This window comes from Antricoccus suffuscus, from assembly GCF_003003235.1.
Classification (GTDB): Bacteria; Actinomycetota; Actinomycetes; order Mycobacteriales; family Antricoccaceae; genus Antricoccus; species Antricoccus suffuscus.
In genome coordinates this window covers 1-23,873 of record NZ_PVUE01000031.1, presented here as the reverse complement: position 1 = coordinate 23,873, position 23,873 = coordinate 1, and the positions used below count along the sequence as shown (strand labels likewise).

28 protein-coding genes and 1 pseudogene are annotated in these 23,873 nt (G+C 63.6%); 18 read left to right on the top strand and 11 right to left on the bottom strand.

The window, feature by feature from the left end; genetic code table 11:
* Positions 1-99: 99 nt before the first annotated feature.
* Positions 100-297: pseudogene (locus tag CLV47_RS22830) on the top strand (HNH endonuclease signature motif containing protein); the annotation flags it as partial.
* An 84-nt stretch (positions 298-381) separates the two neighbouring features.
* Here CLV47_RS22830 and CLV47_RS21220 read toward each other — a convergent pair.
* Positions 382-912, bottom strand: a complete 531-nt coding sequence (locus CLV47_RS21220) for an NUDIX hydrolase (protein WP_106351128.1) — start codon at positions 910-912, stop codon at positions 382-384.
* Between the two features lie 240 nt (positions 913-1,152).
* Here CLV47_RS21220 and CLV47_RS21215 point away from each other — a divergent pair, with 240 nt between their 5' ends.
* The 11 genes from CLV47_RS21215 (at position 1,153) to CLV47_RS21165 (ending at position 9,212) form a co-directional block, all read left to right on the top strand.
* The gene (locus CLV47_RS21215) at positions 1,153-2,370 is read left to right on the top strand and encodes an acyl-CoA dehydrogenase family protein (protein ID WP_106351132.1); all 1,218 of its coding nucleotides are present in this window, start codon (positions 1,153-1,155) and stop codon (positions 2,368-2,370) included.
* Positions 2,367-3,512, top strand: a complete 1,146-nt coding sequence (locus CLV47_RS21210; protein ID WP_177557594.1) for an acyl-CoA dehydrogenase family protein — start codon at positions 2,367-2,369, stop codon at positions 3,510-3,512. Before CLV47_RS21215 ends, CLV47_RS21210 begins: the two co-directional genes overlap by 4 nt.
* Before the next feature lie 280 nt (positions 3,513-3,792).
* Positions 3,793-4,014: a translation initiation factor IF-1 gene (gene infA, locus CLV47_RS21205; protein ID WP_106351127.1), complete on the top strand. Its 222-nt coding sequence runs from the start codon at positions 3,793-3,795 to the stop codon at positions 4,012-4,014.
* A 60-nt stretch (positions 4,015-4,074) separates the two neighbouring features.
* A complete protein-coding gene (gene rpmJ / locus CLV47_RS21200) occupies positions 4,075-4,188 on the top strand; it encodes a 50S ribosomal protein L36 (protein ID WP_018682809.1) in 114 nt (37 codons plus the stop codon).
* 152 nt (positions 4,189-4,340) lie between these two features.
* Positions 4,341-4,712: a 30S ribosomal protein S13 gene (rpsM, locus tag CLV47_RS21195; protein WP_106351126.1), complete on the top strand. Its 372-nt coding sequence runs from the start codon at positions 4,341-4,343 to the stop codon at positions 4,710-4,712.
* 59 nt (positions 4,713-4,771) lie between these two features.
* On the top strand, positions 4,772-5,173 hold the full coding sequence (gene rpsK / locus CLV47_RS21190; RefSeq protein WP_106351125.1) for a 30S ribosomal protein S11: 402 nt from the start codon (positions 4,772-4,774) through the stop codon (positions 5,171-5,173).
* Between the two features lie 23 nt (positions 5,174-5,196).
* Entirely contained in the window at positions 5,197-5,802 is a 606-nt protein-coding gene (rpsD, locus tag CLV47_RS21185; protein WP_106351124.1) for a 30S ribosomal protein S4, read from the top strand.
* Between the two features lie 154 nt (positions 5,803-5,956).
* Positions 5,957-7,027, top strand: a complete 1,071-nt coding sequence (locus CLV47_RS21180) for a DNA-directed RNA polymerase subunit alpha (RefSeq protein ID WP_106351123.1) — start codon at positions 5,957-5,959, stop codon at positions 7,025-7,027.
* 92 nt (positions 7,028-7,119) lie between these two features.
* A complete protein-coding gene (gene rplQ, locus CLV47_RS22865) occupies positions 7,120-7,860 on the top strand; it encodes a 50S ribosomal protein L17, sunset domain variant (RefSeq protein ID WP_106351122.1) in 741 nt (246 codons plus the stop codon).
* Positions 7,847-8,719: a tRNA pseudouridine(38-40) synthase TruA gene (gene truA, locus CLV47_RS21170; protein WP_238145548.1), complete on the top strand. Its 873-nt coding sequence runs from the start codon at positions 7,847-7,849 to the stop codon at positions 8,717-8,719. The genes rplQ and truA overlap by 14 nt, the downstream gene beginning before the upstream one ends.
* Before the next feature lie 58 nt (positions 8,720-8,777).
* Positions 8,778-9,212, top strand: coding sequence for a VOC family protein (locus CLV47_RS21165; protein ID WP_106351120.1), 435 nt, complete (start codon positions 8,778-8,780; stop codon positions 9,210-9,212).
* 34 nt (positions 9,213-9,246) lie between these two features.
* Here CLV47_RS21165 and CLV47_RS21160 read toward each other — a convergent pair whose 3' ends face one another.
* A complete protein-coding gene (locus CLV47_RS21160; protein ID WP_106351119.1) occupies positions 9,247-9,681 on the bottom strand; it encodes a VOC family protein in 435 nt (144 codons plus the stop codon).
* 141 nt (positions 9,682-9,822) lie between these two features.
* On the opposite strand from CLV47_RS21160, the gene CLV47_RS21155 reads away from it, so the two are divergent.
* Positions 9,823-10,398, top strand: coding sequence for a dienelactone hydrolase family protein (locus CLV47_RS21155; protein WP_106351118.1), 576 nt, complete (start codon positions 9,823-9,825; stop codon positions 10,396-10,398).
* Positions 10,399-10,405: 7 nt separating this feature from the next.
* On the opposite strand, the gene CLV47_RS21150 is transcribed toward CLV47_RS21155, so the two are convergent.
* From CLV47_RS21150 to mtnA, 6 genes are all read right to left on the bottom strand, one after another.
* The gene (locus tag CLV47_RS21150; RefSeq protein ID WP_106351117.1) at positions 10,406-11,041 is read right to left on the bottom strand and encodes a class II aldolase/adducin family protein; all 636 of its coding nucleotides are present in this window, start codon (positions 11,039-11,041) and stop codon (positions 10,406-10,408) included.
* Positions 11,038-12,240 (bottom strand): S-methyl-5-thioribose kinase, encoded by a 1,203-nt coding sequence (gene mtnK, locus CLV47_RS21145; RefSeq protein ID WP_106351116.1) that lies wholly within the window; start codon positions 12,238-12,240, stop codon positions 11,038-11,040. The genes CLV47_RS21150 and mtnK overlap by 4 nt, the downstream gene beginning before the upstream one ends.
* 15 nt (positions 12,241-12,255) lie before the next feature.
* The gene (locus CLV47_RS21140) at positions 12,256-13,308 is read right to left on the bottom strand and encodes an ABC transporter permease (RefSeq protein WP_106351115.1); all 1,053 of its coding nucleotides are present in this window, start codon (positions 13,306-13,308) and stop codon (positions 12,256-12,258) included.
* Positions 13,305-14,882: a sugar ABC transporter ATP-binding protein gene (locus CLV47_RS21135; protein ID WP_106351114.1), complete on the bottom strand. Its 1,578-nt coding sequence runs from the start codon at positions 14,880-14,882 to the stop codon at positions 13,305-13,307. The genes CLV47_RS21140 and CLV47_RS21135 overlap by 4 nt, the downstream gene beginning before the upstream one ends.
* A gap of 70 nt (positions 14,883-14,952) precedes the next feature.
* On the bottom strand, positions 14,953-16,065 hold the full coding sequence (locus CLV47_RS21130; RefSeq protein WP_106351113.1) for a sugar ABC transporter substrate-binding protein: 1,113 nt from the start codon (positions 16,063-16,065) through the stop codon (positions 14,953-14,955).
* Positions 16,066-16,133: 68 nt separating this feature from the next.
* On the bottom strand, positions 16,134-17,159 hold the full coding sequence (gene mtnA / locus CLV47_RS21125) for an S-methyl-5-thioribose-1-phosphate isomerase (RefSeq protein ID WP_202862731.1): 1,026 nt from the start codon (positions 17,157-17,159) through the stop codon (positions 16,134-16,136).
* Positions 17,160-17,274: 115 nt separating this feature from the next.
* Between mtnA and CLV47_RS21120 the strand changes: the two genes are divergently transcribed.
* Together CLV47_RS21120 and deoD are read left to right on the top strand one after the other, a co-directional pair.
* A complete protein-coding gene (locus CLV47_RS21120) occupies positions 17,275-17,997 on the top strand; it encodes a GntR family transcriptional regulator (RefSeq protein ID WP_106351112.1) in 723 nt (240 codons plus the stop codon).
* A gap of 56 nt (positions 17,998-18,053) precedes the next feature.
* The gene (gene deoD / locus CLV47_RS21115) at positions 18,054-18,773 is read left to right on the top strand and encodes a purine-nucleoside phosphorylase (RefSeq protein ID WP_106351111.1); all 720 of its coding nucleotides are present in this window, start codon (positions 18,054-18,056) and stop codon (positions 18,771-18,773) included.
* Positions 18,774-18,801: 28 nt separating this feature from the next.
* On the opposite strand, the gene CLV47_RS21110 is transcribed toward deoD, so the two are convergent.
* Positions 18,802-19,059 (bottom strand): DUF6457 domain-containing protein, encoded by a 258-nt coding sequence (locus CLV47_RS21110; protein ID WP_202862730.1) that lies wholly within the window; start codon positions 19,057-19,059, stop codon positions 18,802-18,804.
* On the bottom strand, positions 19,052-19,672 hold the full coding sequence (gene mobA / locus CLV47_RS21105) for a molybdenum cofactor guanylyltransferase (RefSeq protein ID WP_106351110.1): 621 nt from the start codon (positions 19,670-19,672) through the stop codon (positions 19,052-19,054). Before mobA ends, CLV47_RS21110 begins: the two co-directional genes overlap by 8 nt.
* Before the next feature lie 125 nt (positions 19,673-19,797).
* On the opposite strand from mobA, the gene CLV47_RS21100 reads away from it, so the two are divergent.
* The 3 genes from CLV47_RS21100 to CLV47_RS21090 are packed head-to-tail and all read left to right on the top strand — an operon-like array spanning position 19,798 to position 22,492.
* A complete protein-coding gene (locus CLV47_RS21100; protein ID WP_106351109.1) occupies positions 19,798-20,580 on the top strand; it encodes an ABC transporter ATP-binding protein in 783 nt (260 codons plus the stop codon).
* Entirely contained in the window at positions 20,580-21,440 is an 861-nt protein-coding gene (locus CLV47_RS21095) for an ABC transporter permease (RefSeq protein ID WP_106351108.1), read from the top strand. Before CLV47_RS21100 ends, CLV47_RS21095 begins: the two co-directional genes overlap by 1 nt.
* Positions 21,441-21,445: 5 nt before the next feature.
* Entirely contained in the window at positions 21,446-22,492 is a 1,047-nt protein-coding gene (locus CLV47_RS21090) for an ABC transporter substrate-binding protein (RefSeq protein WP_106351107.1), read from the top strand.
* A gap of 95 nt (positions 22,493-22,587) precedes the next feature.
* Here CLV47_RS21090 and CLV47_RS21085 read toward each other — a convergent pair whose 3' ends face one another.
* Positions 22,588-23,382 (bottom strand): SDR family oxidoreductase, encoded by a 795-nt coding sequence (locus CLV47_RS21085; RefSeq protein WP_106351106.1) that lies wholly within the window; start codon positions 23,380-23,382, stop codon positions 22,588-22,590.
* Between the last annotated feature and the right edge of the window lie 491 nt (positions 23,383-23,873).

Genomic DNA, 23,873 nt, shown 5'->3' with positions numbered 1-23,873 from the left:
GTGCGGTGAAAGTCGCACGCCGGGTTCGGAAGGCGGCCTGGGGAAACGGGCCCGGAGTAATTCAGGAACCGCGCCCCAGGCCGACCTAACCACGTCACCGCGTGGCGGGACGGCGGCCCGACCGACATCGATAATCTGGCTCTCGCGTGCGGCTACCACCACCGCGAATACGAGGACCGCGGCTGGGAATCAGTCATGATCGGCGGACTACCGCACTGGCGCCCGCCCGCGTGGATCGACCCCGACCGCGTCCCGGTCCTGCATCACCGCATCACCCTCAACAACAGACGCGAATGACGCGGGCGGCACCACATCTCGGCAGCGCAAGCAACCTCGACCGAAGTGGGGGGTAGGGCCGCCGGAGGTTAGTGGCGCCGGAGGTTAGTAGAAGACCTCGGCGTACACATCTCGGATCGCGGCCGCGGCGACACCGGAGTAGCCGCGGTCAAGCTCGTCTGCCTCGGGATCGAAAATGTCCGCGAGATTGAGCCACTCCACGAGGTCGGTGGACGAGTCCACTTCCAGGATCTGCAAGTCGTCCAGGTCCTGGCCGCGCGCCGCCGACACGTCGTACACGACGCCGAGGCCGTGGAAATCTTCCAGTACGCCGGCGCGATTGCGCCCGAGGAAATGCGCAGAGTGCACGAACCGTACGTCGCCGGGCTGCACCCGCAGCGACGTCTCTTCGTGAAACTCGCGGACGACCCCGTCCGCCGGGTCCTCGCCATGGTCGATTCCGCCGCCCGGCAGCGTCCATAGGCCCGCGCCGTAGTCCTTCTGGGCGATCCGAGTCATGAGGATCTGTGGGGCGTCCGTGCTGTAGCGGAGGAGTACGCCGTACGCGCCGACACGTTGATGGGGAACGGCTGGTTCGTCGGGATCGGCGTCTTCAAGGCGTTCGAGTCTAGGCACGGCTCAACCTTAAACCGGACCACGATGCTGCACCTGGCCCATATCGCGAGTGCCGCTGCTTCATTTGGCTCATTTGTGCAAACGAACGCGACCGGCGGAATTGTGTAACCAGGGTGCCAAAACCGAATCTGATTCGGTTATGGCACCATCGGTATTGGCGGCGAGGGTTTGAGACGCCGACCACGCACTCCTATTCATTTGCTCAAGGGAAGCCTCAAGGGAAGCGCAGGAGACTCATCGATGAGTACGCAAAGCACAACCCCGGCCGGTCTGGATCAGACCGCCGCGAAACTAAAAGAAGAGGTCCGCGACTTTCTCGCGAACCATGACCACACCAAGATGGACCGGCTGGAGTTTCTCCGGGCACGGTACGACGCCGGGCTCGCATGGGTGAACTTCCCCGAGGGTCTCGGTGGCAAAGGTCTGGACCGATCGCTGCAGGGCATCGTCGCCGACGAGTTCGCCGCGTCCGGCGCGCCGGACAACAAGCCGTCGCTCAACGTCATTGGTCTGGGAATGGCGGCCCCGACGCTGCTGAAGTACGCGACGCCGCAACAGCTCAAGGACCGGCTGCGCCCAATGTGGACCGGCGAAGAGATCTGGTGCCAGCTGTTCAGCGAGCCGGGCGCCGGCTCGGACCTTGCGGGACTCGCGACGTCGGCCGTGCAGCAGCCTGGCGGCGACTGGGTCATCAATGGTCAGAAGGTCTGGACTTCCCTTGCCCACGAGGCGAACTGGGCCATTCTCGTCACCCGCAGCGACCCGAGCGCCGTCAAGCACCGCGGCATGACCTACTTCTTCGTGCGTATGGACACCCCAGGGGTCGACGTGCGCCCCCTGCGGCAAATCACGGGCGAGGCGGAGTTTAACGAGGTCTTCCTCGACGACGTGCACATCCCCGACGAGCAGCGTCTCGGCGAAGTTGGCGCCGGTTGGGCGGTCGCGCAAACCACGCTGATGAACGAACGAGTCGCGATCGGCGGCCGGTCGATGCCGCGCGAAGGCGGCGCCATCGGTCCGCTGGCTCATCGGTGGCGCAATCACCCCGAGTCGCGCGATCCGGCGTTGCACGACACGGTCCTCAACTACTGGGTGCAGGCCGAGGCCTTGCGGCTGACCTCGGTGCGACTGGGGCAGCAGCTCGCGGCCGGGCAGCCCGGTCCCGAGGGCTCAGGCGTCAAGCTCGCCTACTCCACACTGGCTCAGGAGACCTACGGTCTCGAGCTCGAGGTACTCGGGGAGGCGGCGCTACGGTACGACGACTACTCGATGGGCCGCCCCAACATGGAAGATCGCGGCGGCCGTGGGCCAGGATTCCGATTCCTGCGTTCCAAAGCTAACTCGATTGAGGGTGGCACCTCCGAGATCATGCGCAACATCATCTCCGAACGCGTGCTCGGGCTGCCGCCTGAGTACCGCGTCGACAAAGATCTGCCGTGGAAGGACCTGGCCCGATGAGCATCGACAACGCCGCACCGAAGGCGGCCCAGAAGAAGGCAGCAGAGAAGAAGGAACTGCCGAGCCTGCTCTACAGCGAGGTGGAGACCGAGCTCAGCGGCACGATTCGCGGGATGCTTGGCACGCACGCGACCTGGCAGAGCGTGCTCGCGCGGACCGAGGCCGACGACACCACCGACCGCGCGCTGTGGAAGCGGATCGCGGTTGACCAGGGGCTCGCGGGCCTCGCCGTACCCGAGGAGCTCGGCGGCGCGGGCGCATCGTGGCGTGAGGTCGCCGTCGTACTTGAAGAGCTCGGCCGGGCCACCGCGCAGGTGCCATACCTCGGCAGCGCCGTCACTGCGACCTCGCTGCTGATGGAGTTCGGTGAGAAAGACCTCGTACGGCAGCTCGCGTCCGGCGAGAAGGTCGCCGCGGTCGTCGTACCGTTCTCGACCGTTCCTGGTGCCGAGGTCAACGGCTCGCTCAAGGTCAGCGACGGCAAGGTCAGTGGCACGGTGACCTCGGTCGCCGACGCGCTGGCCGCCGACGTACTTCTGGTGCCGACCACCGATGGCCTGTACGCCGTCGACGCCGCTGCGGCCTCGGTCGCGGGCATCGTGTCGCTGGACATGACCCGCCAGTTGGCCGACATCACCTTCGACGCGGCAAGTGGATCCATTCTCGCCGACACCGCGACATTGGCGCCGGCACTGCAGAAGTCGCTGGTGCTCACCGCGGCGCTGCTGGCCTCCGAACAGCTCGGCGTCGCCGAGGCGGCGCTCGATGTCGCGGTCGACTACGTCAAGAACCGCTATCAGTTCGGCCGGCTCATTGGCTCCTACCAGGCGCTGAAGCATCGACTCGCGGATGTGTACGTGCTGGTCAGTCAGGTCCGCGCGGCCGCACGGTACGCCGCAGCATGCGCCGGTGACAACGACGAGGACCTTCCGGTCGCAGCATCGGTTGCGCAGTCGCACGCGTCGTACGTCGCGGTGAAGGCGGCCGAGGAATGCATGCAGCTGCACGGCGGGATCGGGTTTACTTGGGAAAACCAGTCGCACCTGTTCCTCAAGCGTGCCAAGGCCGACTCCATCGGCCTCGGCCGGGCAGATCAGCACCGCACGTTGCTCGCCGGGCTTGTGGATCTGCCCGCGTCGTAGCATGGGTGGGGTAGGTGACGTACCTCGCGAAGTTCGCCACCTACCTCACTTTGTGGATTTACGCCTAACCGCGTAGACTCAATCGTTGGCGTGCGCTAGTTCTCGGCACTCTCGCTGTGGCCGCGGGATCTGAGAAACCCTCTTGCACATCGCCACCCAACCAGTTCGATCACTTATCGAAACGTGCGCGGGCAGACGAGGTTTATTCCAACCTCAGCACGCGGCGCGGCAGATGAGCCGATTGGCACGTGCCCATGGGCATGCGGATTGAAAGCAGGATATGGCGAAAAAAGACGGCGCTATCGAGGTCGAAGGCAAGGTAGTCGAACCCCTTCCTAACGCGATGTTTCGCGTTGAGTTGGAGAACGGGCACCTCGTGCTTGCTCACATCTCGGGCAAGATGCGGCAGCACTACATCCGCATCCTCCCCGAAGATCGAGTAGTCGTCGAGCTCTCGCCGTACGACCTCACCCGGGGTCGCATCGTCTACCGCTACAAGTAAGCACGCACCAGGCACAACCAGTACAAATGGTCCACATCAGATCAAACGAGAAGGCACGCCGTGAAGGTCAACCCAAGCGTTAAGAAGATCTGCGACAAGTGCAAGGTCATCCGCCGGCACGGTCGCGTCATGGTCATCTGCGAAAACCTGCGTCACAAACAGCGTCAGGGCTAGTAACTAACAGAAAACGTTCCGACTGCTCGATATGAGTAGACCTCCGGTTTTACGAGGCCGGGGCCGGTCTGTGGCAGCCCGGAGGAGAGCGTTCACACCTCGTAACAACACCCCGAACCGAGTACGGCGAGGGAAACAAGGAGCCACGCACCATGGCACGTATTTCAGGTGTCGACCTGCCGCGCGAGAAGCGCACAGTGATCGCACTTACCTACATTTTCGGCGTAGGCCGCACGAGTTCGGAAAAGGCTCTCGAAGCCACCGGCGTCGACGGCAGCATTCGCGTCAAAGATCTGACTGACGAAGACCTCATCAAGCTGCGCGAGTACATCGACGGCAACCTCCGGGTTGAAGGCGATCTTCGTCGCGAAGTCCAGGCCGATATCCGTCGCAAGATGGAAATCGGTTGCTACCAGGGTATCCGCCATCGTCGCGGCCTCCCGGTGCACGGACAACGCACCCGGACCAACGCTCGGTCCCGCAAGGGTCCGAAGAAGACGATCTCGGGCAAGAAGAAGAAGTAGTAGTCCTTCAAGTCCACTAAGCAACACGCCACTAAATCAATTCTGGAGTATCAGGCCACATGCCTCCAAAAGCACGCGCAGGCGCCAAGAAGGTGCGCCGCAAAGAGAAGAAGAACATCGCCCACGGACAGGCTCATATCAAGAGCACGTTCAACAACACGATCGTCTCGATCACCGATCCCGTTGGTGCTGTCGTTGCCTGGGCTTCGGCCGGGCACGTCGGGTTCAAGGGCTCGCGTAAATCGACTCCGTTCGCCGCGCAGATGGCCGCTGAAAGCGCCGCTCGCAAGGCGCAGGAGCACGGCATGCGCAAGGTCGATGTCTTCGTCAAGGGCCCGGGTTCGGGCCGCGAAACCGCTATCCGCTCGCTGACCGCCGCTGGTCTTGAGGTAGGCACCATCTCCGACGTGACGCCGCAGGCGCACAACGGATGCCGCCCCAAGAAGCGCCGTCGCGTCTAGTCGCAGGAAAGGATTTACTGATAATGGCACGCTATACAGGTCCTGCGACCCGCATCTCTCGTCGTCTCGGCGTCGATCTGGTCGGTGGCGACAAGTCGTTCGAACGTCGTCCGTACCCGCCGGGTCAGCACGGTCGTAATCGCATTAAGCAGTCCGAGTACCTCCTGCAGATGCAGGAGAAGCAGAAGGCCAAGTACTCGTACGGCGTCCTCGAGAAGCAGTTCCACCGCTACTACGAAGAGGCCGTACGTCGCCAGGGTAAGACCGGCGAGACGCTTCTGCAGATCCTCGAGTCGCGGCTGGACAACGTCATCTACCGCGCCGGCATCGCGCGTACGCGTCGTCAGGCCCGTCAGCTGGTGACCCATGCGCACTTCACGGTTAACGGCCAGAAGGTCAACATCCCGAGCTTCCGGGTGACGCCGTACGACATCATCGAGGTCAAGCCGCGCTCGCAGTCGAGCTTGCCGTTCGAGATCGCGAAGGCATCGTTCGGTGATCGCCCCGTCCCGGCTTGGCTGCACGTCAACCCGAATACGCTGCAGGTCCTCGTGCACAAGCTGCCCGAGCGCGCGCAGATCGAGATTCCGGTTCAAGAGCAGCTCATCGTCGAGCTTTACTCGAAGTAGTCCATTTGGTGGTGGCGTGTTCACGCGTCACCACCTGGGCCAACTTCGCGGTCTCCTAGCCCGGCTAGGGGCCCGCGCACTGTGTCGCCGGCCCGGTGGCACAGCCCTGGTGATCGTCATATAGCGGGCGATCTGGAAGGAAAGAAAGACAAAAGTGCTGATTTCACAGCGTCCGACAGTTTCGGAAGAACCGATCGACGAACTTCGGTCGAAGTTCATCATCGAGCCGCTCGAGCCTGGCTTCGGCTACACGCTCGGCAACTCGCTGCGCCGTACGCTTCTCTCGTCGATCCCTGGTGCGGCAATCACCAGCATCAAGATCGATGGCGTACTCCACGAGTTCACGACCGTGCCCGGTGTCAAAGAAGACGTCACCGAGCTGATCTTGAACCTCAAGGAACTGGTTGTCTCGTCCGAAGAGGACGAGCCGTCGACCCTCGTGCTGCGCAAGCAGGGCCCGGGCGACGTGACCGCCGCCGACATCACCGCTCCGGCGGGTGTCACCGTCCACAACCCCGACTTGAAGATCGCGACGATCAACAAGAAGGGCAGCCTGGAGATCGAGCTGACCGTCGAGCGCGGCCGCGGCTATGTGCCGGCTCCGCAGAACAAGCAGCAGGGACAGGAAATTGGCCGCATCCCGGTCGACTCCATCTACTCCCCGGTTATGAAGGTCAGCTACAACGTCGAGGCGACTCGCGTTGAGCAGCGCACCGACTTCGACCGCCTTGTGGTCGACGTCGAGACCAAGCCGTCGATGGCACCGCGGGACGCGATCGCCTCTGCCGGCCGCACACTGGTCGAGTTGTTCGGTCTGTTCCATGAGCTCAACGTCGAGGCCGAAGGCATCGAGGTCGGCCCGTCGCCGTCCGAGGCCGCCGACCTGGCGTCGTTTACGATGCCGATCGAAGACATGGACCTCACCGTCCGGTCGTTCAACTGCCTGAAGCGCGAAGGCATTCACACCGTCGGCGAACTGGTCTCGCGCACCGAGGCCGATCTGCTCGACATCCGCAACTTCGGTCAGAAGTCGATCGACGAAGTCAAGCTCAAGCTGCACGGCATGGGCCTGGGTCTCAAGGACAGCCCGGCGTTCGATCCTTCACAGATCACCGGGATCTACGACGATGACTACTCCGACTCGACGTTCTCGGACTCGGTCGACTCACAGCCTTCTGCGGCTGCGGCGCCCGAGGAAGACTTCGCCGAAACCGAAGAGCTCTGACCTGGTCGTACGCCGGCGCGTTCGCGGGTCGGCGTACGACAACTTAAATTTTCATTAACCTGACATAGCAGTAACCGACAGGAGCACCGATCATGCCCACGCCCACCAAGGGCGCCCGTCTCGGCGGTAGCGCTTCGCACCAGAAACTGATGCTGGCGAACCTGGCTACCTCGCTTTTCGAGCACGGCCGGATTACCACCACGGAAGCCAAAGCCAAGCGTCTTCGCCCAGTGGCCGAGCGACTCATCACCTTTGCGAAGCGTGGCGATCTGCATGCTCGTCGTATCGTGATGGCGTCGATCCGCGACAAGGACGTCGTTCACCATCTGTTCGCCGAGATCGGCCCGCGTTACGTCGACCGCCCGGGCGGCTATACCCGCATCATCAAGGTCGGCCCCCGCAAGGGCGACAACGCGCCGATGGCCATCATTGAGCTCGTCGAAGAGGCCAGTGCATCGACCAAGGTCGTTAAGGAAGCTGAAGCCGCCCGCGGCACGAAGTTTGCTAAGGACGAGCCGGTCGAGACCGCCGACGTCGACACCGCTGACGATTCGGCTGCCGATGACTCGGCCGCCGACGAAGCGCCGTACGGCTCGGGTTCGCACGCACCGCTCGATGACGACGCGCAGCCTGAGGGCTTCGACGTCAAGGGCAACGCCGACTCGATGCTGTACCACCTGCCCGGTACGTCGCATTATGACCGTACGGTCGCCGAGGTGTGGTTCGACTCTGCTGAGTCGGCGGAGGCCGCTGGTTTCCAGCTGCCGAAGAGCCAGCGTGATAACGATGACGACGGCCTGAACATCCTTGATGATGAGGGTGACGATAAGTAACAGCGCCTGCCAAGGGCCCGCCGCTTCCGATGAGGAAGTCGGCGGGCCTTTTGCGCTGTCTTCGAGGCGGCTACGGCTTGATATCTCCTACGACGGCACCGACTTTTCCGGCTGGGCGATCCAGCCCGGGCGACGTACCGTCTGCGGCGTGCTCACCGACGCGCTGTCCACGATCTTGCGGACACCGGTCAAGTTGACCGTGGCCGGTCGTACCGACGCAGGCGTACACGCCAGTGGTCAGGTGGCGCACCTAGACGTGGAACCCGCGGCGTACGCCGACCAGGCCGACAAGTTACTGCGGCGGCTTGCGGGGTTGCTTCCGGCCGACGTGCGCGTGCGGTCCGTACGCGAGGTTCCGGCCGAATTCGACGCACGATTCTCGGGACTGTCGCGTACCTACGTCTACCGGGTCAGTGACGCTCAATGGGGGCTCGATCCGTTGCGCCGTACCGACGCGCTGCACTGGCCGCGTCGGTTGGACGTCTCGCTCATGCAGAACGCGTCGACCGGCCTGCTTGGCCTGCACAACTTTGCGGCGTACTGCAGGCGCCGCGACGGCGCAACCACGATTCGGACCCTGCAGCGGTTCGACTGGACACGATCTGGCGACGTACTTGAGGCAACGGTGCAGGCGGACGCGTTCTGTCACTCGATGGTGCGTTCGCTTGTCGGCGCGGTCCTCGCGGTAGGCGAGGGCAGCATGCGCGCAGACTGGCCAGTAGGGTTGCTCGAACTCGAGCGGCGCAGCGACCGGGTCAAGGTGGCAGCCGCGCGGGGCCTGACGCTCGTCCGGATCGACTACCCACCGGACGACGAGCTCGCTGCGCGTAACGAGATCACCCGCAACGTCCGTCGCTGAGGCGTATCCGCCGAGTTCGTCGGCGAAGTTGTCGGCGGCATGTGCCACGATATTTCCCATGACATTTGACGTGCAGATTACCTTCGATTCTGCGGATCCCGGATCGCTCGCAGATTTCTGGGCCGAGGCGCTCGGCTATCGCAAGGAGGCGCCGCCGCAGGGATTTGCGTCCTGGGACGACGCGCTCCGATCTTGGGGCGTCCCCGAGGATCAATGGAACAGTCGTTCGGCGATCGTCGACCCTGACGGCAATCGGCCTCGAGTGTTCTTCCAACAAGTACCCGAAGGCAAGAGCGCTAAGAACCGGGTGCACCTCGACGTCCGCGCGGCGGTTGGGCTGGTTGGCGAGGAACGCATGACTCAGCTGGAGTCCCGGGCGCAGAGACTCGTCGATCTCGGAGGCGCGCGGCTAAGCCGGACAGAGCCTGGTGCCATGGAGGCGGGGTTTATCGTCATGCAAGATCCGGAGGGCAACGAGTTCTGCCTCGACTGAGCACGCACTCGAGATATATGCGGTTGAACGACCGTCAGATCGCGCTGAGGCTGACGCGACCCGAGTCGTCGACACTCCAGCCGGGGTTGTGGCAGACCTCCCACACGACGCCGTTCGGGTCGGCGAAATGCCCGTGGTAGCCGCCGAAGTCTGCCCGCTGAGGCTCTTTGATGAGGGTCGCGCCGGCGGCAACAGCCAAACGCACCACGTCGTCGACGGCTTCGGTGTCGGCGACGTTGTGTGACAGAGTGATGCCCGTCGTGCTCGGGTTGGTCACCGCTCCGGCGACATCGGCGCAGAACTTTTCCGCGTCGAACAGGCCGAGCACGAGTCCCGCCCCGATCTGGAAGAAGATGATCTCCCCAGGCACGTCGAGGAGTGGTTCCCAGCCGAGTCCATCGCGGTAGAACGCCCGCGCTGCGTCAACGTCAGGCGTGGCAAGGGTGATGAAATGAATGCGTTGGTCCATGCCACCGATTGTGTCAGCGACGTACGGGTGTGGTCTTGGATGAAACGGCCAAGTTTCTCGAAGCGCAGATTTTTCGGGGCGCAGAGTTGTCGGGGGATGGTGCGAAGATCAACGAACTTGCAGGAGATACGAAGGAGCGAGATGGCCGAAGTATTACTGTTCCACCACGTTCAAGGGCTGACGAGTGGTGTGCGCGCCTTCGCGGACCAACTGCGTTCAGCGGGGCATACCGTGCATACTCCGGACCTGTACGACGGGCGACTGTTCGACGACCTCGATGCAGGCATGGCGCACGTACGCCAAATCGGCTTCGAGACGGTCATCGACCGTGGGGTTCAAGAAGCGCAGACCCTGCCGGAGCAGATCGTCTATGCGGGATTCTCGCTCGGCGTACTCCCGGCGCAAAAGTTGGCACAGACCCGGTCCGGCGCGCTGGGTGCGCTGCTGTTTGAGGCCTGCGTGCCGGCCTCTGAGTTCGGTGGACCGTGGCCGGCGGGCGTACCGGTGCAGATCCACGGAATGGACGCCGATGAGTCGTTCGCGGGGGAGGGCGACATCGATGCCGCCCGAGCGCTAGTCGCAGACGCCGAAGATGCCGAACTCTTCTTGTACGCCGGGGATCGGCATCTTTTCACCGACAGGAGTCTGCCGTCGTACGACGATCAGGCGGCGCGGCTGGTGATCGAGCGCACGCTTCGTTTCCTGGCCCGCATCTGAAGGAGCGCTACCCGTGGATCGCGGTGGCCCGCAGGTGCCGCGGAAACTCGGTCGTCTCGTCGCCGAGCAGCAGCATCCGGTACGTCGCCGTGGCCGCGCTCTCCAGGTTGAGTGCTTTGCGGAAGGCGTCCTCGACTGTCGTGCTCAGCGTCGAGCAGCCGTGGTTGCCGAGCACGATGCAGTCACAGTCGATCGACGCCCCGGCCGCCGCGTCGGCTAGTTCGTCGGATCCGTTGGGATAGAAGGGGATCCGGTTGATTACCGGCAGATATGAGACGTGGTCGAGGGTGAGCAGGCGGATCCGTTTTCCGAGCGCGTCGAGCAGTACGACGTGTGCCGGGTGCAGATGCACGATCGCGTTGATCTCCGGTCGGGCGCGGTACGTCCGCTGATGTAGCTTCCACTCGCTGGAGGGCTCAGTGCCGTCGAGTACGTCGCCGTCGAGGTTCATCAGGGCGAATGACTCTGGGCCCAGCCGGTCCAGAAACGTGCCCCGTCCGGTGACGACGAACTCCGAGGATCCTGGTCGGCGTACCGACAGGTTGCCGCCGCTGGCCAGCGCAAGCCCCACCGAAACCGCGTGCGCGCCCACCCGGCGCATGTCTTCGAACGCCGACGTCCACACCTTTGCGCGCAGCGTCATCGATGAAGTCCAAGGGTGCTGGCCATCTCTTCGAGGTAGCTGGCGAATGAGCGGGTCGACCGATCGATGACGAGGCTGCGGCCGAGGGTAAGCATCGCGGTCGCGGCGGTCGGGTACTTGTCCTCGGGAACCGTCTCGATGTCGCTGAGCTTGGCCAGGCCGACGGTACGCCGAGTGGCCTCGCAGCCGGCGAAGCCGAGGCCGTCGTCGAGGATCTTTGCCAGCCACAGTTCCAGGCAGGCGTCCGGATACTTCTCGGGTGTGACTCGGTTTTTCCAGTTCTGGCGCATCCGTGCCGTGAAGCTCTTCCAGCTTGACCCGATCGCGTCTAGAAGGCGACGGGACCGATCAGTCTCGCCAAGCATGGCGGCGCGGACCGCGGCGGCGAGGATGTTGGCCCACATGAGCCCGAGGTCGAAGCCGACCGGTCCGTAGAAGGCGAACTCCGAGTCGAAGGCCTTGACGGACAGGGCCGCACCGGTGCCACGCACGAAGACGCTGCCGGTGTGTAGATCGCCGTGGATGTGGGCCTCTTGAGTGCTCATGAACCGGTGCCGCATCATCATGCCCGCCGCTATCCACTCGGAGTCGGCTTGCAATCGGTCGACGACCGGTGCGATCGAGTCTGGGAATTCGTTGCGGCCGCCGCCCAGGAAGGGTTCGGTGAAGATCAGGTCCTCGGTGATGTTGCACAGCTCAGGGTTGATGGCAGCGGCCGCTGCCCGCCGGAAGTCTTCCTCCGATACGCCGTACCACGACGTGCCCATCGCTACATCGGCTACATACTGGGCCAGTTGTTCGAAGATGTCCTCGTGTGAACCGCCGTCGTTGAGCCGAGTGCGCAGTACTTCATGGTCGGTGAGGTCCTCGAGCGCGAGGGCGTGATTGTCGGCGTCGAAGTCGATCAGGTTGCACACGTGGCGGGGAGAGACCTTGGTGTGCGCGGTGATCGTGTTAGCCTCGCGCCGCGCCCGGTCCTCGGTCATGGGCCACTCCGGCCCGACTAGCCGGACATAGGGGAGGGCCTGTTTGAGTACGACGCACCGCCCGGTCGCGTCTTTGCAGATGAACACGAGGTTGAGGTTGCCGTCACCGACCTCCTGTACGTCGAGGGACTCGGTGTCGACCAGGTCGCGCAGGGCAGGTCGGCTGGCGATGTAGCCGGGGACGGTGGCGGGGGTGAGTGCCTTGGCAGAGATAGCAGACCTCCGTTGCTATGCGTTCTGCGGGCGCTTTTCGCGCCGGCGCAGGGAGAAGGACATGAGTAGCGCGAAGACGAGGACAAGACCCTTGATCAGGTCCTGGGTGTAGTAGCTCAACCCGATCTGGGTCAGGCCCTGCAGGATGGTTCCGATGAACAGCGCGCCGACAAAGGTGCCGAGGGCGTTGGGTTTTTTGGCCCCGAGTACGGCGTACCCAATGAGTGTCATGGCGACCGCATCGAGCAGTGCGGAGTCGCCTGCGGTCACGTCGCCTTGCCGGAGTCGTGAGGCGAGGATGATGCCTGCAATGGCCGCCAGTACGCCGGACATCAGGTAGGCGCCGAACCGGTAGCGGCTGACCCGCGCGCCGGCGAGGCGGGCGGCCTCGGGATTCCCGCCGACGGCGTAGAAGACGCGACCGTAGCGGGTTTTTTCCAGGAATACCCACACCAGGATCCCGATGATCACGAAGATCCAGACCGAAATGGGGACACCGAGCACGTTGTTGCCGTCAATCGCGGCGAAGCTGTTGGTGAATTTGCCTTTGACTACGCGGCCGCTTGGCAACCGCATGCCAGTCGTCAACGTCTGCCCGTCGGTGAGCCATTTCTTCAGACCCTGAACGGTAAACATCATGCCGAGCGTGGCAAGCAAATCCGGAATCTTCAGTACGACGATCAGGATGGCGTTGACCGAGCCGACGACGACGCCGGCGAGGATGCAGAAGATGATCGCGGTGCCGCCGGTGAGGTTGAACGAGATCATCGTCATCGCCGCGACGGTCACCGACAGCCCGGCCGTGGCGCCCACGGAGAGGTCGAGGTCTCCTACGACCGCCGCGAGAGTCATGCCCAGGGCGGCGATTCCCGCGACCGCTTGGGCCTGGAAGATCGAGATGATGTTGTTCGCGCTGCCAAATCCGGGCACGGTCGTCCAGAACGTGATCAGAAGGATCGCGAAGATCAGCAGGACGCCGTACCGGACCAGGAAGTTGATCAGTGAGAACGGCGTACGCGCTTCGGCAGCGACGTCAGGCTTGTTGTCTGGAGTGGCGTCGACGGTCACGGCGTGGTCTCCCCGGGTTGATCGGCTGACGGGATGGTGACGGCTTCGCCGTCGGCAAGCATGTCGCTGGGCCGATGGCTCATGGCCTCGATGATGACGTCGCGGTCGGCATCGCTCAGGCGGGTGTCCAAGGCGACGCGGCCCTGGCTGAACACGATGATTCGGTCTGCGACCTCGAACGCCTCGTCGATGTCTGAGGTTGCGACGAGTACGGCGGCACGGTCGACGAGACCGCGAACGGTCGCGCCGATGTCATGACGGGCGTTGATGTCAACGCCGCGGAATGGTTCGTCCAACAGCAGGACTCGCGGGGACCCGAGCAGCCATCTGCCGATCACCGTCTTTTGCTGGTTGCCACCGGATAGGGTCTCGATCTCGCTCGACGGACCCTGCGCGACGACGCCGATGGTGCTCATCATCGAGCGGGTCGCGTCTTGCTCGAGGCGACGGCGCATCAGCAGGCTTGATGAAAACTTCTTGGTGAACGGCAATGTCATCAGCGAGCTGATTGCCCAGCCCGGCACGATGGCCTGTTCGTGACGCGACTCTGGGACGAGGTAGACGCCCTGGTCGATCGCGTCTTGCGGGTGAGCCGGCGTAAACGCATTTCCGTCTAGTTCGCGGATGCCGGCCAAAATGCTGCCAGCGCCGAAGACCCATTCCAGCAGCTCGGTTTTGCCGCTGCCCAGTAGCCCCAATAGGGCGGTGACTTCGCCGGACCGAATCTCCATGTCGAACGGCGGGGACTCGGCGAAGACTTGCGCTCCGCGGACCGCCAGCACGGTCTGGTCGCCGGTGATCTCCTCGCGTTTCATCTCCGAGGGCGTGCGGTCGAACAGTGCCTTGAGTACGACGGGCCAGTCGTAGCTGCCGCTAGTGGTCTTCTCGTATTCGCCTTGCATGGCGCCGTCGCGTAGAACGCCAACGTGGCCAGAGATCTCGTCTATTTCCGACAGTTTGTGGGTGACGAACAGGACCGTCATACCGTCCGAGGCGAGAGACCGCACGATGTCGAACAGTCGGGTGATCTCTTCGGCAGATAGCGCAGAAGTCGGCTCGTCGAGAATCAAGATCTCCGGACGGCGGGAGATCGTGCGGGCGAGCACGAGCAGCTGCCGCTCGGACACGCCCAGGTCGCGTACGGGAGAGCGCAGCGTGTCGCGGGTCAGTTTCATGCCGAGTGTCGCCGCGACCTCGCGGGCGTTCGTCTCGGTGCGGCGGCGGCTAAAGCCGGGGCGCGAGCGCGTGTCGGTCAGGGTGTCGAGCGCTAGGTTTTCGGCGACCGTCATGTCGAGTACGACGCCGTCGTTGGGATTTTGGTGAACGGTGCCGATGCCGTGGCGCTGGGCGAGCAGGGGACTGCTCAGGTCGACGTGCTCGCCGTTGATCGAGATCGTTCCGGCGTCGGACTGGTGAGCGCCGCACAAGACCTTGATCAGGGTGGACTTGCCGGCGCCGTTGGCGCCCATGAGCGCATAAATCTCGCCGCGTTCGACCTGGAAGCTCACGCCTCGGAGGACTTGGTTGGGACCGAAGCTCTTGGAGACGTTGTCGACCGCGAGTACGGGGGTCATCGTCGGGTTACCTCTTTACGGGCTGACCGCAGCCGTGCGGTGCCGGGGCGATGCGCCCCGGCACCGGTGGCTACTGTCCGGGCTTGATCTCGGGGATCCACGAAGCGCCGAGGATCTTCGGGGTCGTGAGGTCCGGTAGAGCGGCCCGCAGATCGGCCATGTTGGTGACGCCCTTGTCCTTCAGCAGCTGCTGGGTGATCAGCGCGGCCGGGATGGTCATCTTCGAGGGCAGCTTGACGCCGGACGCGGCGGCGACGGCGCCGCGGGCGACGATCGCACCGACGTTGGCCGGGTCGGTGGCGGCGGTGGCCATCCACGGGCTGCCGGCCTCGGTCATCAGCTGAATGTCCGCGGTGGACACGTCAACGCCATACAGCTTGACCTTGTCAGTCATGTTGTTCTGTCGCAACGCGATCAGGGCGCCCTTGGCGAGCTCGTCGTACGCGGCGAATACCAGCGTGGTTTCCGGATGCGCCTTGAAGACCGCGGCGCCCTCGGCGGCGGTATCGGTAGCGACCGACTCGCTGTACTTGCCAAACTTCGCGACCTGCGTGAACTTCTTGTTGGAGTCCAGGAACTTTTGGTAGACGCCGTCACGAGTGTCGAGCGGGGCAATGCCCGAGACGTTGACGTAAGCGACCTTCCCGCCATCCGGGTTCTGCTTCTTCATCTCATCGAGGATGAGATTCGCAATAGAGACATCGTCCTGGGAGATGTAGAGCGCCTTCTGGTTGGACACTGCTACGTCGTAGACGACGACCGGGATGCCCGCCTTGATGGCCTCATCGATCTTGGGATTGACCGAGTCGGCGAGTCCGTGGTCGACGATGATCGCGTCGGGCTTGCTGTTGATCGCATCGCCCAACATCGAGACTTGCTTGCCGTTGTCACCATGGGCGTCGTACGTGTCGACGGTCCCGCCGGCGGCCTGGATCTGAGCGGTGGCGCCGTTGCCCCACTGCTCGAAATAGTCACCCACGCCCGACTGACGCACGAGCGCGATCTTGAGTCCAGGCTTGAAACCGGAGGGCGCGGCGCTCGGGAGGGTAAAGCTGTTATCCGCGCTCGGCGCGGCCGCGGATTTGGAACTGGAGGATCCCGAGTCGCTACTGCTCTGTGAGCAGCCAGTCAGCACGAGTGCGACTGACGCGAGCACGGCGACTGACGCGTGCTTCCACTTCATAATGGGCCTCTTTCTCGCCTAGCGGCGATCTGCGGTTGGGATGTGTCGTTGTCGAATTGTTGGTGCTGTTAGAGCGGCTGATCGGGTCGGTCGCCGCGGTCGGGCCGGATCACTCGTTTGTCGGTCACGATGGCGGTGATCAATTTCGCTGGCGTGACGTCGAAAGCCGGATTGGCCGCCGCGATGCCTTCGGGCGCGAGTCGCATGCCCCGAATCTCGGCCACCTCGGTGCTGCCGCGGTCCTCGATGTCGATCTCCGCGCCGGAGGCGGTCTGGGTGTCCACGGTCGACTCCGGGGCAACGACGATAAATGGCACGCCTGCGTAGTCGGCGGCCAGTGCGAGTGCGAAGGTGCCAATCTTGTTGGCTGTGTCGCCGTTTGCGGCGATCCGGTCCGCACCGACCAGGACGGCGTCCGCGCCGCCTGCGGCGAGTATCGAGGCCGCCGCAGAGTCGACGATCAGGTCGAACGGCGCACCCATCTGCAGTAACTCCCAGGCGGTGAGCCGGGACCCTTGCAGCAGCGGCCTCGTCTCGAGCGCGATGGCTTGCTTCAGCCGCCCAGTCAAGTGCATCTCTTGTACGACGCCCAACGCGGTTCCGCGCTCGACGGCGGCGAGTCCGCCGGTATTGCAAATGGTCATGAGTCGTGCACTGCTCGCCGCGGAGTCCGAGAGGATTTCGCCTAGTAGCGCAGCGCCGTGCTTGGCCATTGCCGATGATGCGGCGATGTCGTCGTCGCGGACCTTGAGAGCGGCAGCCAACACCGCCGCGGCGCCGTCTGGACGCGCGGCACGCGCGAGGTCGACGCCGAGCGCCAGATTGACAGCGGTGGGCCGCGCGACGCGTAGCTTGTCGATCGCCTTGTCGACTTCGGCCGGGTCGAGGTTCTGTACGGCGAGCGCGACACCGAGCGCGCCGGCGACGCCGAGCGCGGGAGCGCCGCGTACGGCAAGCCGTTTGATCGCGTCGATAAGGTCGTCCACCGTGTCGATCTCGAGCACCGTCTCGGACTGGGGGAGCAGCGACTGGTCTAGCAGCCGGATATGACCCGGTCGTTCGGTGGTTCCATCGGTCCAGTCAATGGCGCGCACTCGCTCGATTTCTCCTCAATCGTCTGGGTCACGTGGCTGTGCCATATGACTCGCAATTTGTTACTTGTTCAGTGCGAGGTTGTCAGACAAATTAAAACAGGTCAAGATGTGACACATGACAAAACGGTCACGAACGACGCTCGCGGACGAAATCGTCCAGACGATCAAGTCCGAGATCCGATCGGGCGTCTATCCGTCCGGCGAGAGATTGCCAACCGAGGCCGCGCTGGGCGAGCGATTCGCCGTATCGCGGGCAACTGTGCGCAGTGCGATCAAAGAGCTCGACGTGCTCGGACTCGTCTGGACGCAGCAGGGGGCCGGCACATTCGTGCGCCTGCGACCGACCGTCCATGACGGCTTGGAGAAGATGGGGTCGATCTCCGACTCGATCCGCGCGAGCGGCAAGAATCCCGGCCACGAGTACGGTCGTCAGACAACTCGCGGCGTTTTGCCCGACGAGGCTAAGCGAATGGGTGTCTCCTCCGAGACCGATGTCGTCGAGCTCCGCCGCCGGATCACGGCGGACGGCGACGTCGTTGCCTACTCGTTTGACCTGATTCCAGCGACCCTGTTCCCGGGCAAGTTTCAGGCCGGGCAGCTCGAAGGTTCGATTTTCCGGTACTTCGAGGACGAGCTGGGCATACATCCGACACTTGGCCTCGCACAGGTGCACGCGGTCGAGTCCAATCACATTGCGTGGGGTCCGGGGGCCGCGAAACATCGACTGTTCGTGCTGCTCGACCAGCTGCACTACGACCGCGAGCATCGACTGCTGATGTACTCGCGGACGTACTTCATCGAGGGGGTCTATTCGTTCGAGCTAGTGCGCACGAACTGACCGGACCTGATCGCGGCATCGAGTATTGGCTGCGCCCGGCCAGTACCCTGAGGCGCATGAGTATTCATATCGGTGCCGATTCCGGCCAGATCGCCCCTTACGTCCTTATGCCCGGCGACCCGCTGCGTGCCAAGTGGATCGCCGAGCACTACCTGGAAGACGCCAAGCTCTACAGCGATGTGCGCAACATGTTCGGTTACACGGGCACTTACAAGGGCCTTGAGGTATCGGTGCAGGGTTCGGGCATGGGTATGCCGTCTTTCGCTATCTACGGCACCGAGTTGTTCAACGACTTCGGCGTACAGACGATCGTGCGGGTCGGCTCGTGCGGCGCGCTCAACACCGACGTAAAGCTGCGCGACGTGATCCTTGCTTCGGGCGCTTGCACCGACTCGGGCATGAACCGGTTGCGTTTCGAGGGCGTCGACTTCGCTCCGATCGCCGACTTCGAGCTGCTGCGCACGGCGTACGACGTCGCCGCCGCCAACAAGATGCCAACGCACGTCGGCAATATTCTGTCCTCCGACTCGTTCTACAACGATCGAGCCGAGCTCACGACCCGCCTCACCGAGTACGGCGTCCTCGCGGTCGAGATGGAAGCCGCCGCGCTTTACACACTCGCCGCTAAGTACGGCCGGAAGGCGTTGGCGATCTGCACCGTCTCGGACCACGTGATCACCGGCGAGGCCACCAGTTCGCAGGAGCGCGAGCAGTCCTTCAGCGACATGATCGAGGTCGCACTCGAGACAGTTCTCACCGTGCACGGGCAGAAGTAGGCAAACCCGACGTTGCGATCCTCGCCTCCTAGCTTTCCCGCTCCTTGGCGAGGCGAGTGATCGTGGCGACCACCGATTCCAGTGACAGCGACGGGTCTGCGCCAAGCGCATAGCCGGCCAAGAACGTCGTGATCGGCGCCGCGGGCCGGAGGACCTCGTGGGCGGCGACGCCCGCAACACCAAGCAGTTGATTGATCTGTTCGGCGGTCGGTGGGTCGATCTTCAAGTCAGCGGCAACCTTGTCGGCCCAAGCGCTCAGCGCGTCCATGATGTCGTCGTCAGCCATCGTCGCTCATCCTCCGTGCGTTGTTGAGGTCGTCGGGCGTGTCAATGTCCAAGAGTTGACGCAGCTCGTCGGCGTCGGTAATACCAAGGAACCGTACGTCGAGAAGCGCGGCGAGGTTGCGCACGCTCTGGTTGAGCGGGTCGCCGATCACGATCAGCGCCCGCCGCAGGGCGGCCACCTTCCACACCGAGGCCAGCCACTGCTGCCGATCCCGCGCGACCGGTACGGCTACGTCGTGATCGCCAAGTACGCCGACTAGTCGGTCGAAGTGCCCCCGCGTAAGGAAAGGCATGTCCGCCGCGACGATCGCGACGAGCTCTGTATCGGGCGCTAGGTGGCGCGCGCCCGCGGCAATCGCGGCGACAGGTCCTCCACCGGGCGGGTCTTCGCGGGCGAGCGTGACCCGTGCGATCTGCTCATCGGATATCCCGTCAGATAGGCCCACGATAATCGTGGGCAGCCCGTCAAGCGCGGTCAGCAGATGCCCGAGGAGGGATTGACCAGCCAGGGGGAGCGCAGGCTTGTGTAAGCCGCCGAGCCGCGAACTCTTCCCGCCGGCCAGCACGATCACGCCACCGAGCGAGTGCGGCAGACCAGGCTGATGTCTCAACATGTAGGACGCCCTTCCGGCTTGTGGTGAATCTTACCGCGCCCGGATTTGGTGCACGACCGTCCGCATGAGTATCGTGCAAAGGTTCATTGGGGCGCCGTACGACGGTGCCGAGGAGGCCCTTCGTCATGACTACAGCCACGTCACCAGCCGTTGGCGCTACCGGCGTCTCCAAAGTCTTCTTCGCCGGCAAGGAACCGGTGTGGGCCTTGGAAGATGTCTCCCTGCAGGTTGAGGAGGGCTCGTTCACGTGCGTCGTGGGCCCGTCCGGCTGCGGCAAGTCCACGCTCCTGCGGATTCTCGGGGGCCTCGAGAAACCGACGTCTGGGACGGTCGCGCTGCAGGATTCAAGCCATAAGATCCCTGCCGCATTTGTATTTCAGGAGCACGGTGTCTTTCCATGGGTCAACGTGCTCGACAACGTCGCCTTCGGTCTGCGGATGAGCGGTGTACGCCGCAACGAGCGCACCGAGAGGTCCCGGGAGTGGATTGCCCGGGTTGGGCTGAGCAGCTTCGAGAAGTCCTACCCGCATGAGCTTTCTGGTGGGATGCGACAACGGATCGCCATCGCACGCGCGTTTGCCACCGGTTCGCCGGTGCTGCTGATGGATGAGCCGCTCGGCGCGCTCGATGCGCAGACCCGCCTGCTGATGCAGGAAGAATTGGTCAAGCTCTGGGAAGCCGAACGTAAGACGGTCGTCATGGTCACCCACGGCATCGAAGAGGCGATCTTGCTCGGCGATCGGGTCGTGGTGATGTCTGCGCGGCCGGGCAGGATCAAAGAAGACATTCAGGTCGACTTCCCGAGGCCGCGGACCATGGAGCTGGAGCGCACGCCAGAGTTTGGCGAAATGCGCTATCGCATATGGGAACTACTGCGCGACGACGTACGCGCATCGGCGGCGATGTGATGACCACAAGTACGCAAGCTTCCCCAGATCTGGATGTCAGCCGCGCCGACCGGACCTTGGCCGCGGCGGCCGCCGCACACAAGCGAGCGGTGCGACTACGAACTCGTGACATCGCGCTGGCAATCCTCACGCCACTGGTATTGCTTGCGCTGTGGGAATTCACCGCGCGCCAGGGCATCATCGACGCCCGGCTCTTCCCGCCGCCGACGAAGATCATCGACCGCGGCGTCGAGATGATCACCAGCGGCGACTTGATGACGCATGTCGGTGCGACGTTGCGCCGGTTAGCGCTCGGGATGGTCATTGGTTCGGTGCTCGGTATCGTGCTGGGCCTGGCCATGGGTGCTTGGCGGGCGCTGAACGCGGCACTCGGCCCGATGTTCGCCGCGTTGTACGCGCTGCCGAAAATCGCCATTCTGCCGCTGCTTTTGCTGATTTTCGGTCTGACCGAGACGCCTAAGGTGCTCGCGGTGACGATCTCGGTATTCTTCGTCATGCAGATCAATACCGTCGCCGGCGTTCGCCAGATCGACGACAAGGTGCTGGAGGCGGCGCGCGCATACGGCGCCACCGGCCTTAATCGATTCCGGCTGATCATCCTGCCCGGCGCGCTGCCCTTTATCTTCTCCGGATTCCGGATCGCCACCGGTACGGCGGTCATCGTCGTGACCGCGGTCGAGTTCGTAGCGTCGAACACCGGTCTCGGATTCTTGATTTGGAACTCGTGGCAACTGTTCCAACCGGAACAGATGTACGTCGGGCTGGTTACCGTTGCGGTGCTCGGCGCCGTACTGACCGGACTATTCGCGATCGCCGAACGACTTTCGCTGCCATGGAAACGCGGGAAGACCCGCGACTAGGGGAAATGGAAAAGACTGAATTGACTAGGAAACGTACCGCGATCAAAGTCGCCGCGGCGGCCGTCGTCGGACTACTCGCGCTCGCCGGTTGCGGCAGCAGCAGCAGCGACTCCGGCAAGTCGAGCGACAAAGGCAAGGGCGGTACCACCGTCGTCAAGGTCGCTCATGTGACCTCGGCGTTGTTTACGCCGCTGTACGTCGCTCAGGCTAAGGGCTACTTCAAGGACGCCGGTCTCGATGTCCAGCTCGAGGCGATCAAGTCCGGTCAGGACAGCGTCCCGCTGCTCGCATCCGGCAAGCTCGATGTCATGGTCGCCGGCTTCTCGGCGGGCATGTTCAACGCGCTGAACTCGGGCCTCAAGTTCAAGGTTGTCGGATCGATGGGTATCTCGACCGGCGACAAGGCGAAGTCTCCGACCGCGCTCGAGGTTTCAAAATCGCTGGTGGACTCCGGTAAGGTCACGAAGCTCGCCGACCTCAAGGGCAAGAAAATCGCCGTCGCCGGCGGACCTGGAGCGACCGGCGGCTACCTGCTCGCCGCAATTCTTAAGACCGCGGACCTGACGCTCAAGGACGTCGAGCCGGTCAACCTTGGCAGCCCCGATATGGAGGCTGCGCTGAAGTCCGGCGGTGTCGACGCGGCACTGCCGAGCGCGCCGTTCAGCACCAACATGGAGCTCAATGGGGTCGCTACCGCGCTCGCCGTACCGGCTAAGGGCACCACGGGCACCGGCGTGATGTTCGGCGCCGACTTCGCAAAGAGCGCTACTGCGCAGAAGTTCTTCTCGGCATTGGTCAAGGGCGCGAAGGATTCGCAGGGCGATCTATCTAAGAACCAGGACGTCCTTAAGATCGTTGCGGACGCGACCGGTCAGAAGATCGATGTATTGGCCAAAACACCTTTCTACTCCTGGCATCCGGATCTTGCGCCGCAGCCTGATCAGCTCGATGCGATGCAGAAGACGTGGATGGACGCCGGACTGTTGAACTACGACAAGACCATCAAGGCTTCGACGTACGTCGAGGACAAGTTCGCCAAAGCAGCAAAGTAAGTCAGGCCGCAAAAGTAACGACAGCGCTTACGTTTGTGGGGCGGACCTGTTGCCGTAGCCGGTAACAAGTCCGCCCCACAAGTGCGTCCGGGACTCTAGCGAGGTGGCATCCGGATCGCGCCGTCCAGACGGATCACCTGCCCGTTGAAGTACATGTTGCGGTTGAGCTCGAGCACGAGCGAGGCAAACTCCTCCGGGCGGCCGAGCCGCTTGGGGAATGGCACCGCGGCGTTGAGCCCGTCCCAGACTGCTTCGTTGCGCTCCTTCACGGCGAGCATCGGTGGCGTCGCGAAGATGCCCGGCAAAATCGTGTTGGCGCGGATCCCGAGGTCCATCAGGTCACGGGCGAGCGGAAGTGCCAGCCCGGCGACTCCGGCTTTGGCGCTCCCATAGCAGATCTGGCCGATCTGGGCGTCTTGCGCGGCCACCGAGCCGGTGAGCGTGATGCAGCCGCGCTCGCCATCGTCGTCGATCGGGTCAAGTCCGGCCATGCCAAGTGCCGCCAACGACGCCATGCGGTACGACGCCACGAAGATTCCCTGTGCTGAGAACGCGAAGTCGTCGGTAGCGAGGCGCTTGTAGTTACCGGTCTCCCTGTCGCGGTAGATCGTCCGGCCGCGACGGGAAATCTGGGCGCAATGCACCAGGATGCGTTCCTGGCCATTCGCCGCACGCGCTTCTTCGAACCCGGCCACGGCGCTGTCCTCGTCGGTGATGTCAACCTTGTGGAAGGTGGCGCCGATCTCCTTGGCGACCGCCTGCCCGCCTTCCTCGTTGACGTCGAAAATCGCGACCTTCACGCCCTGCGCGGCGAGCGCGGTCGCCGAGGCGCGGGCGAGGCCGGATGCGCCACCGGTGACCACTGCCGAAACACTGCTATCGAGCTTCATACACGTTCTCCTGTCGTTCGGTTTGATACTCGTTCGGATTGATGCTCGTTAGTTAGTACCACGAACGACCGATCCGGCGACAGTCCCGCACGATCCGTGGGTTGTACCGCGCGACCCGTGGGTTTGCACCCGCACGGTCTACAACTTCGTCCCGCACGATCCGTAAGCGCGTACCGCGCGGTCCACGACTTTGTCCCACACGATCCGTAAGCGCGTACCGCACGGTCCACGACTTCGTCCCACACGATCCATGACCTCGTACCGTCGCGTTGGCGGCTCGCGTGATCTGTGGCCGGGTTTCACGCAGGCTAAAAACAAGGAGTAGCGCTCTATGGTGGGTCGCGCTTCCCCGTCATGACCCCGACCTAACCACGTATTCGTACATTTGTGCCATGTCGGAACCTGTCAACCTGTTTGGAGTCGTTCGTCGGTGATGGGGTGGTTGATTCCCACGCTCGCGAGTGGGGACTTCACCACTGGTGGATGGGTGA